At 40.8% G+C, this 16,676-nt stretch carries 13 protein-coding genes and 10 tRNA genes; 16 read left to right on the top strand and 7 right to left on the bottom strand.

The window, feature by feature from the left end:
* The first annotated feature begins 334 nt into the window (after positions 1–334).
* Both EO132_RS09880 and EO132_RS09875 read left to right on the top strand, forming a co-directional pair.
* Positions 335–2,146 (top strand): sensor histidine kinase, encoded by a 1,812-nt coding sequence (locus tag EO132_RS09880; protein WP_127137684.1) that lies wholly within the window; start codon positions 335–337, stop codon positions 2,144–2,146.
* The gene (locus tag EO132_RS09875) at positions 2,143–2,556 is read left to right on the top strand and encodes a response regulator (protein ID WP_127137683.1); all 414 of its coding nucleotides are present in this window, start codon (positions 2,143–2,145) and stop codon (positions 2,554–2,556) included. Before EO132_RS09880 ends, EO132_RS09875 begins: the two co-directional genes overlap by 4 nt.
* Positions 2,557–2,656: 100 nt before the next feature.
* Here the strand turns inward: EO132_RS09875 and EO132_RS09870 are convergent, their stop codons facing one another.
* Complete coding sequence (locus EO132_RS09870; protein WP_127137682.1) at positions 2,657–3,676, bottom strand: helix-turn-helix transcriptional regulator; 1,020 nt, start codon at positions 3,674–3,676, stop codon at positions 2,657–2,659.
* Positions 3,677–3,833: 157 nt separating this feature from the next.
* Between EO132_RS09870 and EO132_RS09865 the strand changes: the two genes are divergently transcribed.
* From EO132_RS09865 to EO132_RS09830, 13 genes are all read left to right on the top strand, one after another.
* On the top strand, positions 3,834–5,210 hold the full coding sequence (locus EO132_RS09865; RefSeq protein WP_127137681.1) for an RtcB family protein: 1,377 nt from the start codon (positions 3,834–3,836) through the stop codon (positions 5,208–5,210).
* A complete protein-coding gene (locus tag EO132_RS09860) occupies positions 5,192–5,617 on the top strand; it encodes a hypothetical protein (RefSeq protein WP_127137680.1) in 426 nt (141 codons plus the stop codon). Before EO132_RS09865 ends, EO132_RS09860 begins: the two co-directional genes overlap by 19 nt.
* Before the next feature lie 779 nt (positions 5,618–6,396).
* Positions 6,397–6,939 carry a tetratricopeptide repeat protein gene (locus EO132_RS09855; RefSeq protein ID WP_127137679.1) on the top strand — a complete coding sequence of 181 codons (543 nt, stop codon included), beginning with the start codon at positions 6,397–6,399 and terminating at the stop codon, positions 6,937–6,939.
* Positions 6,940–6,952: 13 nt separating this feature from the next.
* Positions 6,953–7,091, top strand: a tRNA-OTHER gene (locus tag EO132_RS19290).
* A 75-nt stretch (positions 7,092–7,166) separates the two neighbouring features.
* Positions 7,167–7,239, top strand: a tRNA-Asp gene (locus EO132_RS19285).
* Between the two features lie 3 nt (positions 7,240–7,242).
* A tRNA-Ser gene (locus tag EO132_RS19280) sits at positions 7,243–7,330 on the top strand.
* 271 nt (positions 7,331–7,601) lie between these two features.
* Positions 7,602–7,674: transfer RNA gene (locus EO132_RS09850), tRNA-Lys, on the top strand.
* A 6-nt stretch (positions 7,675–7,680) separates the two neighbouring features.
* A tRNA-Leu gene (locus EO132_RS09845) sits at positions 7,681–7,754 on the top strand.
* Positions 7,755–7,758: 4 nt separating this feature from the next.
* A tRNA-Leu gene (locus EO132_RS09840) sits at positions 7,759–7,832 on the top strand.
* Positions 7,833–7,834: 2 nt separating this feature from the next.
* A tRNA-Gln gene (locus tag EO132_RS19275) sits at positions 7,835–7,906 on the top strand.
* 3 nt (positions 7,907–7,909) lie between these two features.
* A tRNA-Phe gene (locus EO132_RS19270) sits at positions 7,910–8,038 on the top strand.
* A 1-nt stretch (position 8,039) separates the two neighbouring features.
* A tRNA-Arg gene (locus EO132_RS09835) sits at positions 8,040–8,112 on the top strand.
* A 488-nt stretch (positions 8,113–8,600) separates the two neighbouring features.
* Positions 8,601–8,666: transfer RNA gene (locus tag EO132_RS09830), tRNA-Ser, on the top strand.
* 228 nt (positions 8,667–8,894) lie between these two features.
* On the opposite strand, the gene EO132_RS19670 is transcribed toward EO132_RS09830, so the two are convergent.
* Positions 8,895–9,017 (bottom strand): hypothetical protein, encoded by a 123-nt coding sequence (locus EO132_RS19670; RefSeq protein ID WP_262707585.1) that lies wholly within the window; start codon positions 9,015–9,017, stop codon positions 8,895–8,897.
* A gap of 133 nt (positions 9,018–9,150) precedes the next feature.
* Here EO132_RS19670 and EO132_RS09825 point away from each other — a divergent pair, with 133 nt between their 5' ends.
* Positions 9,151–10,251, top strand: a complete 1,101-nt coding sequence (locus EO132_RS09825; RefSeq protein WP_127137678.1) for a slipin family protein — start codon at positions 9,151–9,153, stop codon at positions 10,249–10,251.
* A gap of 232 nt (positions 10,252–10,483) precedes the next feature.
* On the opposite strand, the gene EO132_RS09820 is transcribed toward EO132_RS09825, so the two are convergent.
* From EO132_RS09820 to EO132_RS09800, 5 genes are all read right to left on the bottom strand, one after another.
* Positions 10,484–11,788 (bottom strand): HlyD family secretion protein, encoded by a 1,305-nt coding sequence (locus EO132_RS09820; protein WP_127137677.1) that lies wholly within the window; start codon positions 11,786–11,788, stop codon positions 10,484–10,486.
* 2 nt (positions 11,789–11,790) lie between these two features.
* Positions 11,791–13,992: a peptidase domain-containing ABC transporter gene (locus EO132_RS09815; protein ID WP_127137676.1), complete on the bottom strand. Its 2,202-nt coding sequence runs from the start codon at positions 13,990–13,992 to the stop codon at positions 11,791–11,793.
* A gap of 323 nt (positions 13,993–14,315) precedes the next feature.
* On the bottom strand, positions 14,316–14,564 hold the full coding sequence (locus EO132_RS09810; RefSeq protein WP_127137675.1) for a hypothetical protein: 249 nt from the start codon (positions 14,562–14,564) through the stop codon (positions 14,316–14,318).
* A 187-nt stretch (positions 14,565–14,751) separates the two neighbouring features.
* Positions 14,752–16,293: a TlpA family protein disulfide reductase gene (locus EO132_RS09805; protein WP_127137674.1), complete on the bottom strand. Its 1,542-nt coding sequence runs from the start codon at positions 16,291–16,293 to the stop codon at positions 14,752–14,754.
* Between the two features lie 46 nt (positions 16,294–16,339).
* The gene (locus tag EO132_RS09800; RefSeq protein WP_127137673.1) at positions 16,340–16,519 is read right to left on the bottom strand and encodes a hypothetical protein; all 180 of its coding nucleotides are present in this window, start codon (positions 16,517–16,519) and stop codon (positions 16,340–16,342) included.
* Between the last annotated feature and the right edge of the window lie 157 nt (positions 16,520–16,676).

The raw sequence follows: 16,676 nt of genomic DNA, 5'->3' as shown, positions 1-16,676 counted from the left end.
GCCAATTTGTTGCTTTCAATGGTAAACTATGACTATACCTCAGATATAATGCATTAAAATCAAGTGTACATAGCAGGCATTAAAAACCTTTAATCTAATCCTTAAAAATCATGCACATTTCAGAAACCAAACCACAAACCAATCGGTATAAATCAGTCACAACAGAGGCTGCGAAGATTAATGACAACCTAAGAGAAACAACCAAAAATTAAAATTAGACTAATTTTTATCTAAAAATTCGCAAATAATTGGGGCATAAATATAATTATTCTTAATTTGAAGTAAAATTCCCCTACATAAAACAGATATAAATTTTACAAAAAAATCCGCTTTTATGTGGAAAAGGATCGTAACAACATCCCTAGCATTATATATTCCCCTATTGATTTTCTCCCTTTTTTGGGGCTATCTACAAAAAGACAGCCTTATAAAAAACATGGGGGAAATACAACAACGTAATATCCTCAACAAAAGCTACCACTTAATTGATCAGAGTATCATTTTGATCAAGATCACTTCTTTCTGGTCCGATGTAACATTCAATGAATCCTTTTCCAAAGAAAATCCGTTGGATTCTGTATTCATCTCCAATTATATCCGAACCATGCAGGGTTTGGATGTATATGATCAATTTCGGATCATAGATATACACGGGGATGAAATGCTACGCTACGAAAAAGTTGATAAAGACAGCATGGCACCTGCTCCACTCCAGAGCAAAACAGATCGTGCCTATTTTCAAAAGGGACTTACCTTGAACAAAGGGCAGATTTATGTAAGCCCCATTGAACTCAACAGAGAAAATGGAGTGCTGGAAACACCCCATAAGCCTGTTATTCGAGGTGTTACCCCCATTTTTGCCAACAATGACAACCCTACAGGCCTAGCTGTTGTGAATTTTAACATGGGTAAAATCTTCGATTTAATGCGAACGAGAATCACGGGCGACAACTTTTATCTTTTGGATAAAAACAAAAATGTGATCACAACAAACCTTTCCAATAACACATTGCCCCACCAGTCCCGTATGAGCCCTCTTGACTCCTCCATCAAAAAGAGGCTTGAACTTAAAAAACTGATTTTTTCCAGAGATACTTTTTTTATGGAAAATGGGAGTCTGTGGGTCTACCAAAACGTGAGAACAGGTTTTGAAAAAGATATGGGCATGAAGCGCTATGCGGATATGCCAGATATTGTAACCGATGATGATTGGGCCATTCTTCAAGAAATACCACACCAATACATAAGACAAAGGCTCCAGCCCATTAGAAGAAACCTCATATTGTTCAATGCACTTACCTTAATCGTAATTGCAATCATAGCAATGGTCTATGCTCGAACCCAAAAAGAACGGAAGAATTTTTTGGAACAACTAAAAAGTCAAAAAAACGCCTTGGTAAAAAGCCAGTCACAACTCAATGAATCCAATAGCTTAGTGAAAAATGCCAACGAACGCCTACGGGTACGCAACCGGCAGCTGGAGGACTTCAATTATGTGGTGGCCCATAACCTAAAGGCACCTGTAAGCAGTATGTCCATCATTGTGGATATGTTGAGCAAACCCAATAACCAAGATACATTCAAAGAGCTATTGCCCAAACTGGAAACCATCTCCAACAGTATCAGCACACTTACAGAGGATGTACAGACCTATGTATCCATTTTGAACAATAAGGAACTTGAAGTGGAAAACGTGAACCTTCTGCTGTTGATCAAGGAAGTGGAAAATGATTTTGTGGGAACCTTGTTGAACGAAGAGGGCAAAGGGTTCAATACCATTTACAATTTAGATGCATGGCACTCTGTAAAATGTTCCAAATTCTACATGAAGAGCATTGTACAAAACTTCCTTTCCAATGCTATAAAATATAGAAGACCGGATGTGGACTCCCATATCATTTTTGAAAGTGCATGGGAAAACGACAAAAAGGTATTGTATGTAAAGGATAATGGTCTAGGTATAGATATGGAGCGACACAAGGAAAGTATGTTCAAACTATATAAAAGGTTCCATAGAAGCCATTCCGGAAAGGGAATGGGTCTGTTTATTGTAAAATCGCAATTGGAAGCGATGAACGCCTCGATTGAAGTGGAAAGCGAGGAAGGCGTAGGTACAACGTTTAAAATAAAATTCCATAAAATATGAAGAAACCCAGCATTCTATTGGTAGACGACGACGAGGTTTATTTGTTCGTCACTAAAAAAATATTGAACAACCTATCGGATGATTTGGTCATCAATACCTTTACCGATGGCGAACAGGCCATTGAGTACATGGACCTTTGCATGAGGGAAAATGTGAAGCTCCCCGAAGTAATCCTACTGGACATCAATATGCCGTTTTTGGATGGTTGGGGCTTTTTGGCTGAATTCAAAAAGATGAAACCCAAACTAGAGGCACAAAATGTAAATATTTTTATGGTCACTTCCTCCAATGACCCGAACGACTTAAAAAAAGCCCATGACTTTGAAGAGATTACGGGCTATATCGTAAAACCGGTTTTTGAGGACAAAATGGAAGAGATTCTGACCGAGGTCTACAATGGTGATTGGTAAGTTGTATCTAGCACTACCAAACTCTAAACTGCCCTAAAAACAATACATTCAGAAGCTAAAACTACTGTTGTTTCACCCAATTAAAGTAAGTCCAGAAAAATCAAGCAGTTTCTTTGCTGTATCTATCTGCAGCATTTGCCAGCTTATCGGCAATTCGGTTTCTCAATTTTTTGGGTTTGATAACTTCCAATGAATCTCCAAACCCCAATAACAAACGTTCCAATTCAAAATTGGGTTTGACAACAAAAGTAATCTCAATGCTACCATCTTCGTGTTTCTTGACAAATCTTTGCGAATGATGTATGGGTTTGGTGACAACATATGGAGCATTATGGCTGTCTATCCATAACTTTACAACTGAAGGACGACCTCTGCTTACAGTAACTCCAACAACATCCTTATAGAAGTCATCCGCATCAAAATCATGTTCTTCATACAAAATGTTGAAGTCATAATCCAAAGCAATAATTCGATCAAGAGCAAGGTTTACCACTCCCCTATTCTTATTTCCCATCCCAATCAGAAACCAACGATTGTTAAACTCCTTCAACAAATATGGGTGAAAGGTGATTACATTGGACTCGATGGCCTTAAAGGATTTATACTCCACTTTGAGCACAATCTTTTTTTGTATGGCCTGATATAGTTCATCCAACCAATGAAGGCCTTTCAGGTTTTCATTCTTGTCCAAATGGATGATGGAAGACCTATGTGTTTTCTCCGTATACACCTTATCCTCCAATCGCTGTATAATTCCACCAAGTTCCGAAAAGAGTGAAAAATCTTTGAACTGTTTGAGCATTTCCACGGTTTCAGTGAGTACGTTCATATCATTTTCATTCAAGGGAATATCCGTAATGGAATAATCCTCGTCCTCATAACGGTAAAATTTCTTGTCATAAACCACTATGGGTGCATTGTAGCCCAATTTATCGCTGCGCATCATTTGAATATCCAACTGTACTGTACGTTTACTGACATTGACAGACCTTCCCTCATACTCGTAAAGCGCATCCGAACATGACTCTATCAAATCTTCCAAGGTCCATTGACGATAGCTGTTCTGTAAACATTTATCAATGGTCTTATATCTTATGAGTGCATTCTTATTCAGGGCCATTCCTATTATTTTTATAGAAAACTAACGAATTATTTTATCTACGCAAAATGTTTGCGCAGTAGTAATGAAATCTTTGTATGGAATCATAAGAGTCTATCCGACTCATCAGTAGTGCTCCGTCAAACGAGGAGTCGACGGAGCTTAAAAAAGAAATACAATGGAACCAAAAACAAATTTTACCGGAAAGGAATTGATAGAAATGGGCTTCAAACCAGGGAAATGGTTTAAAGAGGCCATCGCCCATATCAATGAAAACCAATTGCAAGGTAAAGCTTTGAACAAATACTTAGAACAATTCAAGTCCCCCCCAGCAGTGGGTTTGCATACAGAGGTTGTTCCTTTTTCGGTGAACATAAAAGCGGAGAATGAATTGGAAGAGACCAATGTCAATTCTGTCATTCAGACCATGGATGCTTTAATGCGCACTCCAACATTGGTAGATGGTGCTCTAATGCCCGATGCCTGCCCTACTGGTCCTACCGGCACCATTCCGGTCGGCGGGGTGGCCGTTGCCAAAAATGCCATCCATCCGGGGATGCACAGTGCCGATATCTGTTGTTCCGTACTGTTGACCGATTTTGGAAATGCCGACCCCAAAGATGTATTGGATGCAGCACATGGTGTTACCCATTTTGGACCTGGGGGCCGTTCGAGGGAAAATCAGTTCAGGTTTCCAATGGATCTATTGAAGGAAATGGAAACCAACTATTTTTTGAATGACCAAAAATGCATTTCTGCTGCAAGATCCCATTTGGGAACCCAGGGGGATGGAAACCACTTCTTATTTGTGGGCATTTCTAAAAAGACTGGCAATACCATGATGGTAACCCATCACGGAAGTCGTGGCTTTGGTGCAAATCTCTACTCAAAAGGGATGAAAGTTGCCGAGCGGTTCAGGAAAGAACTGTCACCTGAAACACTCAAACAAAACGCTTGGATTCCTATCGATACCGAAGAGGGTGAGCAATATTGGAATGCCCTTCAAATTGTTCGAAAATGGACCAAGAAGAACCATGAGTGCATCCATGATGCCACATTGAATTCATTAGGAATCAACGCGGAAAACCGATTTTGGAACGAACACAATTTTGTATTCCGCGATGACGAACTGTTTTACCATGCGAAAGGGGCCACTCCATTGGATGCCAAATTCATGCCAGACATCACTGGTCCAAGATTGATTCCTTTGAACATGTCAGAACCTGTTTTAATCGTTGAGGGTGAAACCACCAAGAACAATTTGGGTTTTGCTCCCCATGGAGCCGGCAGGAATGTGAGCAGAACACAACACAGAAAAAGTAAGAGTGGTACCTTTCAAGAAATCTTTGAGGAAGAGACCAAAGGTCTGGACGCTCGTTTTTTCTCCAACGAGATTGACATTACCGAATTGCCCAGTGCCTATAAAAATGCGGAGGCCGTCAGAAACCAAATGGAAGAATTCGGTTTGGGAACTGTTATTGATGAAGTAATGCCCTATGGTTGTATTATGGCCGGGGATTGGAAAAAGAATGCCCCTTGGAAGAAAAGGAGATAATTATGTCAAAAGATTTCATTGAATATTATATGGCTAGTGGGAGAGCAGAAAAGAAATTGTCAGAATCATTGGGATTGACGTGGGATAAAAGTATCCAGGACTGGGACTTGGTAAATTCAAATCCAGAAAGAATTGATGATTTTTTGAAAGCTTATCAAGAACTTGATGATGACGATGAAAAATTTGTCCTTATGCAATTGATAGTTGCCTCATTTGATGATTTTCAGTCAGATAAAAATTTTGATTTTAAATTGTGGAATAAGTGCAGTATCATTCTTGAGAAGGAACATTTTATTCATATTCACACGATTTACTACTGGTCTATGAAAGAAAATCAATCTGATCACTTCTTTATATCTCCGTTTATGGAAGTGATTTTTAGGAAGGTAATCCATTATTATCAATAAAGTTGAATACCAATTACTTTTATCAATTATACAACTGTTTTCTATTCATAATTTGGATGTAGAACCTAATTTCATGCATATTTGCACCACAAATGAAAAATACTAAAGCACATAGCAAACCGGGAGCACTGTTCAGTCAGTGTGACTATCGCTGGATTTTGGAATTATCCTCGCGTAAGGGACGTGATGTGTCTAGTTGTGAATCTATTTTATATTGATGTAGAGCAAATCATGATACAATACACAAGCGTCCAACAACATTGGGCGCTTTTTTTATGGAAAATTTTTAAGAAATGAGTGAAAATTAAAAGGACATAAAAAGAAATAGTTGAAACAGGAATCAATTGAGAGACAGGCGATTGTACAACTATTTAAAATCTGCTAGAAAGCGGACAGGGATACTATTATCCAAAATGTATTTAACTAATTGATTTTCAGTAATTTAAATTTGTATTTTTCTTGTATATTCAAAATATTGGTTTCATATTTGCACCGTCGAATCAAGAACGACACAAGTGAATCATAACAGTAAAAACGAAGCTATGCTTTTATATCAAAGTTGTTTTAAAAGCCGATTGCTCAGTGAGCGATCATTCAGAAAGCTTCGGTTCTTTCCATAAGGGGCATAGTCTCCCATAAAGAATCCGAAGCATTCAAAAAAAATAGAGTGTTTCGGATTTTTTTATGCCCAATTACTGCATAAACATTTCCGAGGCCAATGCAAACCGCATAATGGGATTGGCATGTCCATACCCAAAATGCACTAGGAAACTTATATCATGGAAAGAACAAATTTTAACATGTACCTGTTCAAGGCACTGGATGCATATCCGTATGACCTTGAGGAAGCGATCGAAGCATTGAACTATGCCCTATCCTATGATGACAAAAATGCAAAAGCCCTTTGTCTGATGGGAAAGGTATACGCTGAACAGTTGGGCGAATATGAAGCGGCCAAGGAATGCTACGCCCAGGCCATGGCCAGCAATATGGAGGTGCCTTATATATACCCTGACTATGTCAGGACCTTGATTATGAACGAGGATTATAAAGAAGCCCAGAAACTATTGGATTTCGCCATAGACTTGAAGGCAGTAGACAAAGCAGCTTTGTATTTCTATCAAGGTTTGCTCAACGAAGTACAAAGCGAGTACAAGGAAGCGATCAATGCATACAAACAAGCAAAAAAGCACGGACTGAACAATGAATTCATAAGACGGATTGAAGAAGAGATAGGTCGTGTAAAAGGAAAGCTTGGGAAGAAGAAAAGTAAGAACAAGAAAAAACGAAAGGAGGATACATCTAAAAACCGCTCCAAATAAGGGGCGGTCGTATGGGAGTGCGCCGAAGTTGGAGAGTCGGGGCGGAACTGAAATGAGTTAACGAATTCAACGAAACCGATGAAAAATAAACATATATGAGTTAAAATCCGTTGTCATTGACTGAGTAGGTTCGATTCCTACCACTCCCACCATAGGTCCAAAGCGCATGGGTAATCCATGTCCCTAAAAACTTGGGGTTGGAAATCAAATGCAAACAGATGTATCAAAGTACCGTAACTCACTGGCTAGAGTGCCCAACTGTCTCTTGGGAAGAAATGGGTTCGATTCCCATCGGTACTGCAAGGAAGGTAGGCAAATATTGGTTCGTTCCGCTCGCCTGCTAAGCGAGTCTATCGATACGGTAGTGAAGGTTCAATTCCTTTGCCCTCCGCAAAAATGACAAGGTGGCTGAATGGTCAAGGCAATGGATTGCAAATCCACCATTTATGAGTTCGAAATGCTTTGCATTCACGAACTCCATAAAAAATAGAGATGATGTGAGTAATCTCATCCTTGTCTCGCTATAACAAATGCTCCATTAGCATTGTGGCTAGTACATCCGGCTTTAGCTCACGGAAATCTATTTTCAAATAGGTTTCGCTGAATGAACAAGTTCATTTCTACCGGAAGACAAGGGTTCAATCCCCTTATGGAGTACACAATGAGATATAACTCAGTTGGTAGAGTACCGTGCTTTTAACACGGGAGTCTTGGGCTCAAGCCCCAATACCTCAACAATATGCAGGAATGGCGAAAATGGTAAACGCGCCTGATTTAGGATCAGGAGATTGAGAGTTCGAATCTCTCTCCTTGTACAACGCTCCACTAGCCCAAACGGTAGAGGCAAAGGACTTAAAATCCTTAAAGTCCAAGTTCGAATCTTGGGTGGAGTACGAGACCTGTGATGTAACGGCTAGCATGCAAGAATTTGACTCTTGCCGAAAAGGTTCGATTCCTTTCAGGTCTTCAAGGAACAGTAGGAAAGCTGGTCAATGCAACGGATTGAAGATCCGTGGATACAGGTTCGAAATACTTAGCATTCACGAGCCCCGCCATATGAAAATATAAAATAGGCGAGCTAATCCTGTCTGTTCCACCATAGGAGTATAGTTCAAATGGATAGAACGCTAGGCTACGAACCTAGAGATGCGAGTTCAAGTCTTGCTATTCCTACGATGGGACAAATGAAAATTAACTACGCACGAAGATTGCGCAGTATAGATGCAACTTTGTCATGTAGTTAAAATAAACCTCTTTAGCTCAAAGGGAAGAGCTGTGGTAAAAGACCTTGGATCGTAACCATGGAGTGATTGGAAGATATTGTTGGCGGCATGCCTGCCAATGAATAGAATTTGCAGAAGCACCGAAATGAACAAGAATCAAAGTAGGGAAGCGCATTTAGAGCCAATCTGTTCGTTTCGACGAAAGTGCCAGTTCGAATCTGGCAAGGGGTACTATGTTCATTGAATCATTATCCATTTAAAGGATAATAAAATATCAAGCGGGTCTTGTTAGGTGTTTCTGTAAGGCACTATTGTATGGAACATTGCCGAGAGGTATCATGCTTTCATGTGCAACTTGACTTGGAGGTTTCGGCTGTTTTCCAAAAAACAACCACCAATTCTGTAAGTCGTGGGTTCGAATCCCACTCCCAATTATTTGGGATAGTTCAGGGGTCAGAACAACAGACGTGGATGTCGCGGGTTCGACTCCCGCTCTCCCTCCCAGGAGATAGCTCAGTTGGTAGAGCACTACGCTTTTAACGTAGGATTATGGCCTAAACAACCATACCAAAGCCGACCATCTTGTAAAACTGGTCCCCAGCCTGTCACGCTGTAAAATTGGCAAAAAACAGTGCATGCAGATCTGTTGGATGTCCAAAAGGACATGTAACAATCTGAAAAGTACCTTGAAACCTGAATGCATTGTCAAGTAAAGGGTTCACTTTTTTGTGGTCAGCCCATTTGGATACACCAGTTGCCCTGCAACTTGAATCCCAATTTGGCCCACTGCTCAAAACTGGTCTTGGAACTTGGCAATGGTCGGGTTTCCGTAGTGGACGGATGATTTGTATCCACTGTTTTTTAATACGAAATGAATCAACTAAAAATACTCTTGGGATAAATGCGGTACCCGTAGCGGATATCCTAAGCTAGCAAAGCCACAACAGGCCTTGTGTCCAATGATTGTTTAATTAAAAATGTTAAAAAAATGAAACGAGTAAGAATCAATGCGGGAAAAGTAGGTTTGGTTTTTAAAAAGGGAGATTACAAACGAGTGATTGACCAAGGAACCTATTGGTTAGGGTTTAATGAACAATTGGTCCAATACGACCTTACAAGACCTTTTGCAGCCCCAATAGCAGCAGAGATCTTGCTTGAGGATGAACGATTGGAGGCAATGCTTCATGTGGTCGAGGTCAAGGACAACGAATTGGCCGTGGTCGTTGAGAACGGAAATTTCAAGCAGGTGCTTACCGTAGGTAGGTATTTCTTCTGGAAAAATCTCTTGGACTACAAGTTCATTAGCGTGGACCGCAGCAAGATTGAAATCACTGAGGAAATCGATACCTCTTGGTTAAGTCGACCTGAATTGAGCCAATACATCCGTTTGTTCGAAGTGGCAGCATATGAAAAGGCCATTATGCTGGTTGACGATGTGTATGCCAAAACCCTTGCGGCTGGTACTTATCGCTTCTGGAAGAACGACACCACCATTAAAATTGCAAAGGCGGATATGCGCCAATTGCAATTGGAGATTGCCGGACAGGAATTGTTAACCAAGGACAAAGCCGCCGTTCGTATCAACTTTTATACACAGTATAAAGTAACCGATATTGAAAAAGCGCTTTTGGAAAACAAGGACTACGAGAAGCAGCTTTACATTGCCATGCAACTTGTATTGCGTGCCTATGTAGGTGGATACAGCTTGGATGAGCTTTTGGAACGCAAGGAGAGCATTGCGGAAGCAGTGTTTGACGACATCAAAACCGAGGCCACCAAACTAGGGGTGACCGTTTTGAACTGTGGTATCCGAGACGTGATCCTTACCGGGGAAATGAAAGATATCATGAACCAAGTTTTGGTGGCACAGAAGAAAGCCCAAGCGAATATCATTACCCGTCGTGAAGAGACCGCTTCTACCCGAAGCTTGCTGAACACAGCAAAGCTGATGGAAGAAAACGAAATGCTCTTCAAGTTAAAAGAGATGGAATACGTTGAAAAGATTGCCGAAAAAATCGGTGAGATCACCGTCTCTGGAAACGGGGGTATGGTAAAACAATTGAAAGAGATCTTCTCTGTCAACAAGTAAAATGGAATGCGCCTGCGAGAGTTGGCGCATTTTTTATAATAAGCGATGAATAGAAGAAAGAAGTATTCACAACTACCTCACAATCAAAACCTTATTTCGCATTCCATAACTAATTAACCAAACTCTAAACTGCCCTAAAAACAATACATTCAGAAGCAAGAGTCAATGGAATCTTCACACAGCAAATTCGTTCACTAAACCCAAGTGATATTCTTTGTTGTTCTTGGAAATTTCAATATTGAAACAACTCCTTGAACTTGTAAAAAAGCCTTTCCGCCACACTCAGGTTCTCCGTAATGATCTCTGCATTTCCCAAAAGTTCCTGCTCAAAGGGCAATGTTTGGTTGTAGGACGTGGAAGTACCTTCAGGAAGGGAGATATAGACAAAGTAGTTTCCCTCATTGTCCGGCGAGACCGAAATGTTTTCCACTTGTCCGACCAACATACCATATTGCTGGTACGGGAAATTGTCCAGTTTGACCAGCACTTTCTGCCCAGGGACCACTTTTCCCGCATTCTGTGAGGGCAGTACCAACTTACCAACCAATACAGAGGTATCCGTTGGGAGAATGGAAAAGACCATTTCTCCAGCATTGATGAATTGGTTCTCCCCCCAGAATTCATGGAACCCCACAATGCCTTCCGTAGATGACATCAGAACATAGTTGTGCTCCCATTGCCTAATGGCCATTTTCAAGGTGTTGAGGGACTGGGATAGATTTCTCAATAGCCGCATATCGTCCTCTTGTTCATTAATCTTTGTGGTCTTTAGGTTCTGATCCGTGGAAGCTATCGCCTCTCTGAGTTGGGAGATGGAAATGGCCATGGCACTGATGTTCTTGTCCATTTGCAGCAGTTCCAGTTTCTTGGATTCGTATTCCTGTTGGGAGATCACCCCTTTTTCATATAGTTGTTGATGCCTGTCAAAATCCATCTGCTCAAGAGCGTATTCTTGTTCCAGCAGCCGCCTTTGATCGATTTGGTTCTTTAGCCTTGATTTTATCTCAACAAGGGATTGACGGGTTCCGTCGAGTTCATTCAGGTAAGGGTTGAGATCTTCCATGAGCTGAAGATCAACATAGTTTTTTTCAAAACCGATATAGGCCGATTCTATGTCTCCCAGTTCAAGTTTGGACACGGTATCCAAGGGAAACTCCAAGTTTTCCGACCTGATGGACAGCGTATCGACAATCGATTTCAGATAGTACACATCATTGATATTGGCCGTATTCCTAATCACGGCCAACTTTTGACCGACCCTTACCGTATCCCCATTGCTGATGTAAATATCGTCCAATGCCCCTGAAAACCTTGCCACTATCCGTTCCGTGGGCTGCTCAGTGGACACAATGACCTTTGCGGTCACAAAATCCGGGTACTTGATCATAAAGGCAAGTACCAAGATGATCAGGGTAAAAAGAAAAATAAGGGTAATGCCCCAGCGTACGATCCAAGCCGGAGGTTTGGTCAGTATTTCCTGTACCTCTTCCGATCTCAACTCGATATTGTCTTTATTCTCTTTTTCGTTTTCAGGCATGGTCAGTTCTCCAGTTTTTCAAGTTCCAGTTGGTTTTTTACCAGATTGTAATATGCTCCCCGTAGTTCCAAAAGCTCATGGTGGGTCCCAGATTCCTTTATCCTCCCATCATCCATGACCACGATCTTGTCCGCGTTCTTCACTGTGCTCAATCTATGGGCGATGATTACCACGGTCCTGTTCTTGAAGAACTTGTTCAGGTTTTCCATAATGATCCGCTCATTTTTGGCATCCAATGACGAGGTGGCCTCATCAAAACACAGGATATCGGGGTTTTTGTAGACCGCCCTTGCAATAAAGAGACGCTGCTTTTGTCCTGTACTGATGCCAGAGCCCTCATTCCCGATTTTTGTATTGAACCCCAGGGGCAGTGATTGCACGAAATCATAAATGTTGGCGATTTTGGCTGACTTTATCAACCGTTCACGGTCTATCGACTCTTCACCAATGGCTATGTTATAGGCAATGGTATCGCTGAACACGTAGCCTTCCTGCATGACCACTCCACAATGGCTCCGCCATGTTTTATGGGAAATCCCGTTGAGATATTGTTCGCCCAGCAGAATGTTCCCTTTCTCGGGTTCATAGAACTTCAACAAAAGCTTCATCAAGGTGGTCTTGCCGCTTCCGCTCGCGCCCACTATGGCAGTTACCTTGTTTGCAGGGATTTCCATGCTGAGCGCTTTGATCACATCCTCGTCGCTGCCCAAATAGCGAAAGGACACCTTTTTGAAATGGATGTCCTGATCGGGATCTATCTGGTTGACCAACTGTTTTTCCCTGCCCTCCTCATCTTCCTTGTCATGGATTTCCGCCAAGCGTTCCATACTTATCCTGGCATCCTGATAGGAACGTATGAAACCTACCATTTGGCTTATGGGCGAGTTGAGCTGCCCGATAATGTATTGGATGGAAAGCATGATTCCCAATGTAATGTTTCCCTCGATCACGAGCATGGCGGAGGTAAAGGTAATGATGATGTTCTTGAGCTCATTGATGACCGATGACCCAACGCCCTGTGTCTGCTCCAAGGCCAGACTTTGTATGGACACCTTGAAAAGTCGTGCCTGAACGAATTCCCACTTCCATCGCTTTTGTTTTTCGGCATTGTGCATCTTGATCTCCTGCATGCCATTGATGAGTTCTATGACCGTGCTCTGTTCTTGGCTCAATTGCGAAAAACGTTTGTAATCAAGCTCTTTTCGCTTTTTCAGGAAATAGAGTATCCACAGGACATAAAGTGAGCTCCCCACGGCGAAAATGAAAAATATGGTGGGACTGTAATACAATAGCACCGCCCCGAATACCAATAGGTTGAAAAAGGAGAACAGCGTGTTCAGTGTCGATCCGGTCAAAAGGCTCTCGATTCTGTTGTGGTCGTTGATCCGTTGCATGATATCGCCCGTCATCCGGGTATCGAAATAGGCAATGGGGAGGTTCATGAGCTTGATGAAGAAATCGGACACCAGGGAAATGTTGATGCGGGTGCTCAGGTGCAACAAAATCCATCCCCTGAAAATTTCCACACTCGTGCGGCCTATGAACAACATCAACTGGGCCATGAGCACTATGTAAATGAAATTGATGTCCTGGTTCTGTATCCCGACATCGACAATACTCTGGGTAAGAAAGGGGAAAATGAGCTGTAACAGGCTACCTACCAAGAGGCCTATACACAACTGGACCAACAGCCCTTTGTATTTGAACAGATACTGAAACAGAAACTTGAGCGATCTTTTGTCCGTATTCTCCCACTCCAGTTTTTTGAACTTCGGGGTCACTTCCAACAGCAGGGCTATGCCTTCTTTGGTCTCCTCACTGGCATTGTTGCCTATCCATCGCTCCAAAAACTCCTTTGCCGTATATGTGATCAGACCGTACGATGGATCTGATATATAAACCACGCCCTTTTTAATCGCATACACCACCACAAAATGGTTCTTGTTCCAGTGAACAATGCAGGGTAGCGGGCTATCCTTAAGCTGGTGGTAATCGATTTTAACACCCAGGGACCTGAACCCAATGGCCTCGGCGGCATCACTGAGTTTTAGCAGGTTGCTGCCCTCCCTTGTGGTCTCGGAAAGTTCCCGGATTTCCTGCAATGAGATAAGCTTGCCGTAATGCTTGGCCACTATCCGCAGACAGGTGGGACCACAGTCTTTGGAATCGGGCTGTTTGTAGAATGGGAAGCTCTTTCTGTTCAAATTCTTTTTTTATTAATGTAATAAATGAATCTTGATATGTTTTTATATACGATGAAATTGTATATTAAAACACAACCAAGTGCTTTTGCTAATAGACAACATGTAATATATGAGGGTATTTCTCAAACCAATGTATTTTTCTTGCTAGAGTGGTATCCAACTACCTCAATAATTGTTAGTTATATTTTGTATTTGAGATATTTTTCAATAAATACCCGATAGCTACAAACACTCCTGGATAATATTTGAAGGTTAGTTAAAAAGCATCTAGACATATTACTAGATGCTTTGTTGTTACCAGCTAAACAATTAAATATCAACGTTTAACACCCTATACAAGGATCGCCAGGATAAAAATAATCATCGTCACAATAGGTGGGTTCATCAAAACCTTCATCCAAACATCTTGTGCGTATATTATATTTTATCCTACAATTTGATGCAGCAGGGCAATCTTGGGGACCATTACATTCTCGATAACAATCACCTTCATCCACATTGTACCCCCCTAAAACATGTTTAAGTTGATCTCTTCCAAGAATTTCATTGGATTCAAAACTCATTTTTTTCATTATAAGACAATTTAAAATTACGTTTGCCCTGAACATTTAACGACCATCAAGGTTTTGGTCCATGCTTCGCGAAAGCAATATTGTTCTATCCATTAAGGAAATAGCTAGGCCGTTTTTTTCTTTTTATCAATTCAAAACTCTTACAAAAGTTCTTTATACACTTCTATTTCTCGGACATTTAGGTTTGCTAGGGTTCTGAATTGGATAATTCTTGAAGCCTATCTATCAGTTTTCCTGAGCTTGGTCTGGGCATATCACCATCCAATAACCTTCCCCGCTCATTAAAGAATAAATACCTTGGTATTGTTATTTCTCTTTTCTCTCCCAACTGGGCTCGAAGACTTGTATCAATAGATTTATCCACCATAAAATGACTGCCCTTTAAACGATATCTCCGTATTGCCTTTTCCCAACTCTTACGCGCTCTTCGTGAATCGAGTGAGACATACAAGGCCTCAATATTTAGTTCTTTAAGTACTGGCTTCAATTCGTCTATAAACCCAAATTCTTGGATACATGGTGCACACCAAGTAGCCCACAGGTCCACAAAGACCTTTTTACCCTCGAATCTTCTACGTATAAGTGAATCTAATATGTTGTCCTGATATTCGTCGATTAGGATAAGGCTATCAGACTTTAGAGACGCAAAGGGATATTTGGAGAGTTCATTGTTACCACCATCACAATCCAATCCATCAAAATGAGTAGCCTGTAACACATCATTATATTCACTTTCTGGAAAAGTTTTTCTAAACTTTTCGAAACGTCTCAAATCCTCACAAATAGGATTTTCCTCATATTTTCTACTCAGTATGAGCTGTGTGGCCATCATCTTTTCCTGTAACTCTATGGGAGCGTAGGCATTTTGTATGGACTTGTCATCCCAGATATCCAATTCTTTTCTTTCTCCAGGCAATAGTCCGCGGGCTATCAGCCTACATTTATTCTCTGCGTTTACTATTCTGTTGATTCCTACATTAAACCGGTAGCGTTCGGAAAATGGGTCATATTTCATAAAAAAGTACTCCAATACCTTATCGATATCCACTCTTTTCAAAGTTGATGTTTTAGGATAGTTATAAGCATGAGTCATAATACTAGATACAGCACTCAGCATCTTACCTTCTGCCTGGGTCCTTACCCGTTCATGAAACTCAGGAGTAATCTGTTCTCTTTTCAATAAATCATAGAATGGGTAGACCAAACTGTCAAGAATTTCTTCCGTACGCGCTATAACAGCTTGAGGTGAATCTGCATTTGGCCCCAAAGCTCTATTGAGCACACTTGTAAGGTGGATAACACGAAAGAGACTCGAATTGAAGATGAGGTCATGCCCCATAGCATTGTTCCCTGTAAAATTTACATCGAAGTAAGGTACGGACCTTTTAATTTGCATTCCGATCTTACCCTTACCATCAAATATCAGATGAATGCTTGGAATGACCTCATTGCTTGCTAAAACAATTACATTAGTACTTGGTGATTTAAATGTCTTTTTAAAATAGCCATCAGTAATGGGTACGCTATCATAATTACGAAAATAACTGGTGGCATCCGAATCCAAAAATTTGTGAAAGACAACGAACGAGGAATCATTCGCATGCGGAACATTACCAATAATATCGGTATTGGAAGATTTTTTCGATTTATCTGAACATGAGAGGATACAAAAATATATCCATATCATGAGGAACAAACGGAGGATAATATAACCTTGGCTATTATACATAAAAAATAGTTAACCCAGCAAATTAACTGGGTCAACTAGCATTTAATTAATCGCAAAAATTATCACAGTTCCCAGTAGAAGAACAACCTACGGTAACACTCCCATCCGGATTGTCACAACTACACTTTACGGTTCCTTCCTTGCAATCATCTTCATATCCCCCAAAAATTGATTTGAGTTGGTTTCTTCCTAAAATTTCATCGGATTTAAAACTCGATTTTTTCATTATAATAATTTAAAATTTATATAACCCCGAACCTTTAACGACCGTCAAGGTTTCGGTCCATGCTTCGCGAAAGCTATGTTTTCTATTATTTAATTGTTGTCAATAACAATTGACTTTTTATTCCTCTTGATTGAAGTCTTTGCGACACTATTTCAAT

Source organism: Flagellimonas oceanensis (assembly GCF_003992595.1).
Taxonomy (GTDB): Bacteria; Bacteroidota; Bacteroidia; order Flavobacteriales; family Flavobacteriaceae; genus Flagellimonas; species Flagellimonas oceanensis.
Note: the sequence above shows the minus strand (reverse complement) of the source record. Positions and strands in the feature narration are given on the sequence as shown.

Coding starts and splice junctions, on each gene's coding strand:
- EO132_RS09880 (WP_127137684.1), top strand. CDS start 335: ATGTGGAAAAGGATCGTAACAACATCCCTAGCATTATATATTCCCCTA.
- EO132_RS09875 (WP_127137683.1), top strand. CDS start 2,143: ATGAAGAAACCCAGCATTCTATTGGTAGACGACGACGAGGTTTATTTG.
- EO132_RS09870 (WP_127137682.1), bottom strand. CDS start 3,676: ATGGCCCTGAATAAGAATGCACTCATAAGATATAAGACCATTGATAAA.
- EO132_RS09865 (WP_127137681.1), top strand. CDS start 3,834: ATGGAACCAAAAACAAATTTTACCGGAAAGGAATTGATAGAAATGGGC.
- EO132_RS09855 (WP_127137679.1), top strand. CDS start 6,397: ATGGAAAGAACAAATTTTAACATGTACCTGTTCAAGGCACTGGATGCA.
- EO132_RS09825 (WP_127137678.1), top strand. CDS start 9,151: ATGAAACGAGTAAGAATCAATGCGGGAAAAGTAGGTTTGGTTTTTAAA.
- EO132_RS09820 (WP_127137677.1), bottom strand. CDS start 11,788: ATGCCTGAAAACGAAAAAGAGAATAAAGACAATATCGAGTTGAGATCG.
- EO132_RS09810 (WP_127137675.1), bottom strand. CDS start 14,564: ATGAAAAAAATGAGTTTTGAATCCAATGAAATTCTTGGAAGAGATCAA.
- EO132_RS09805 (WP_127137674.1), bottom strand. CDS start 16,293: ATGTATAATAGCCAAGGTTATATTATCCTCCGTTTGTTCCTCATGATA.
- EO132_RS09800 (WP_127137673.1), bottom strand. CDS start 16,519: ATGAAAAAATCGAGTTTTAAATCCGATGAAATTTTAGGAAGAAACCAA.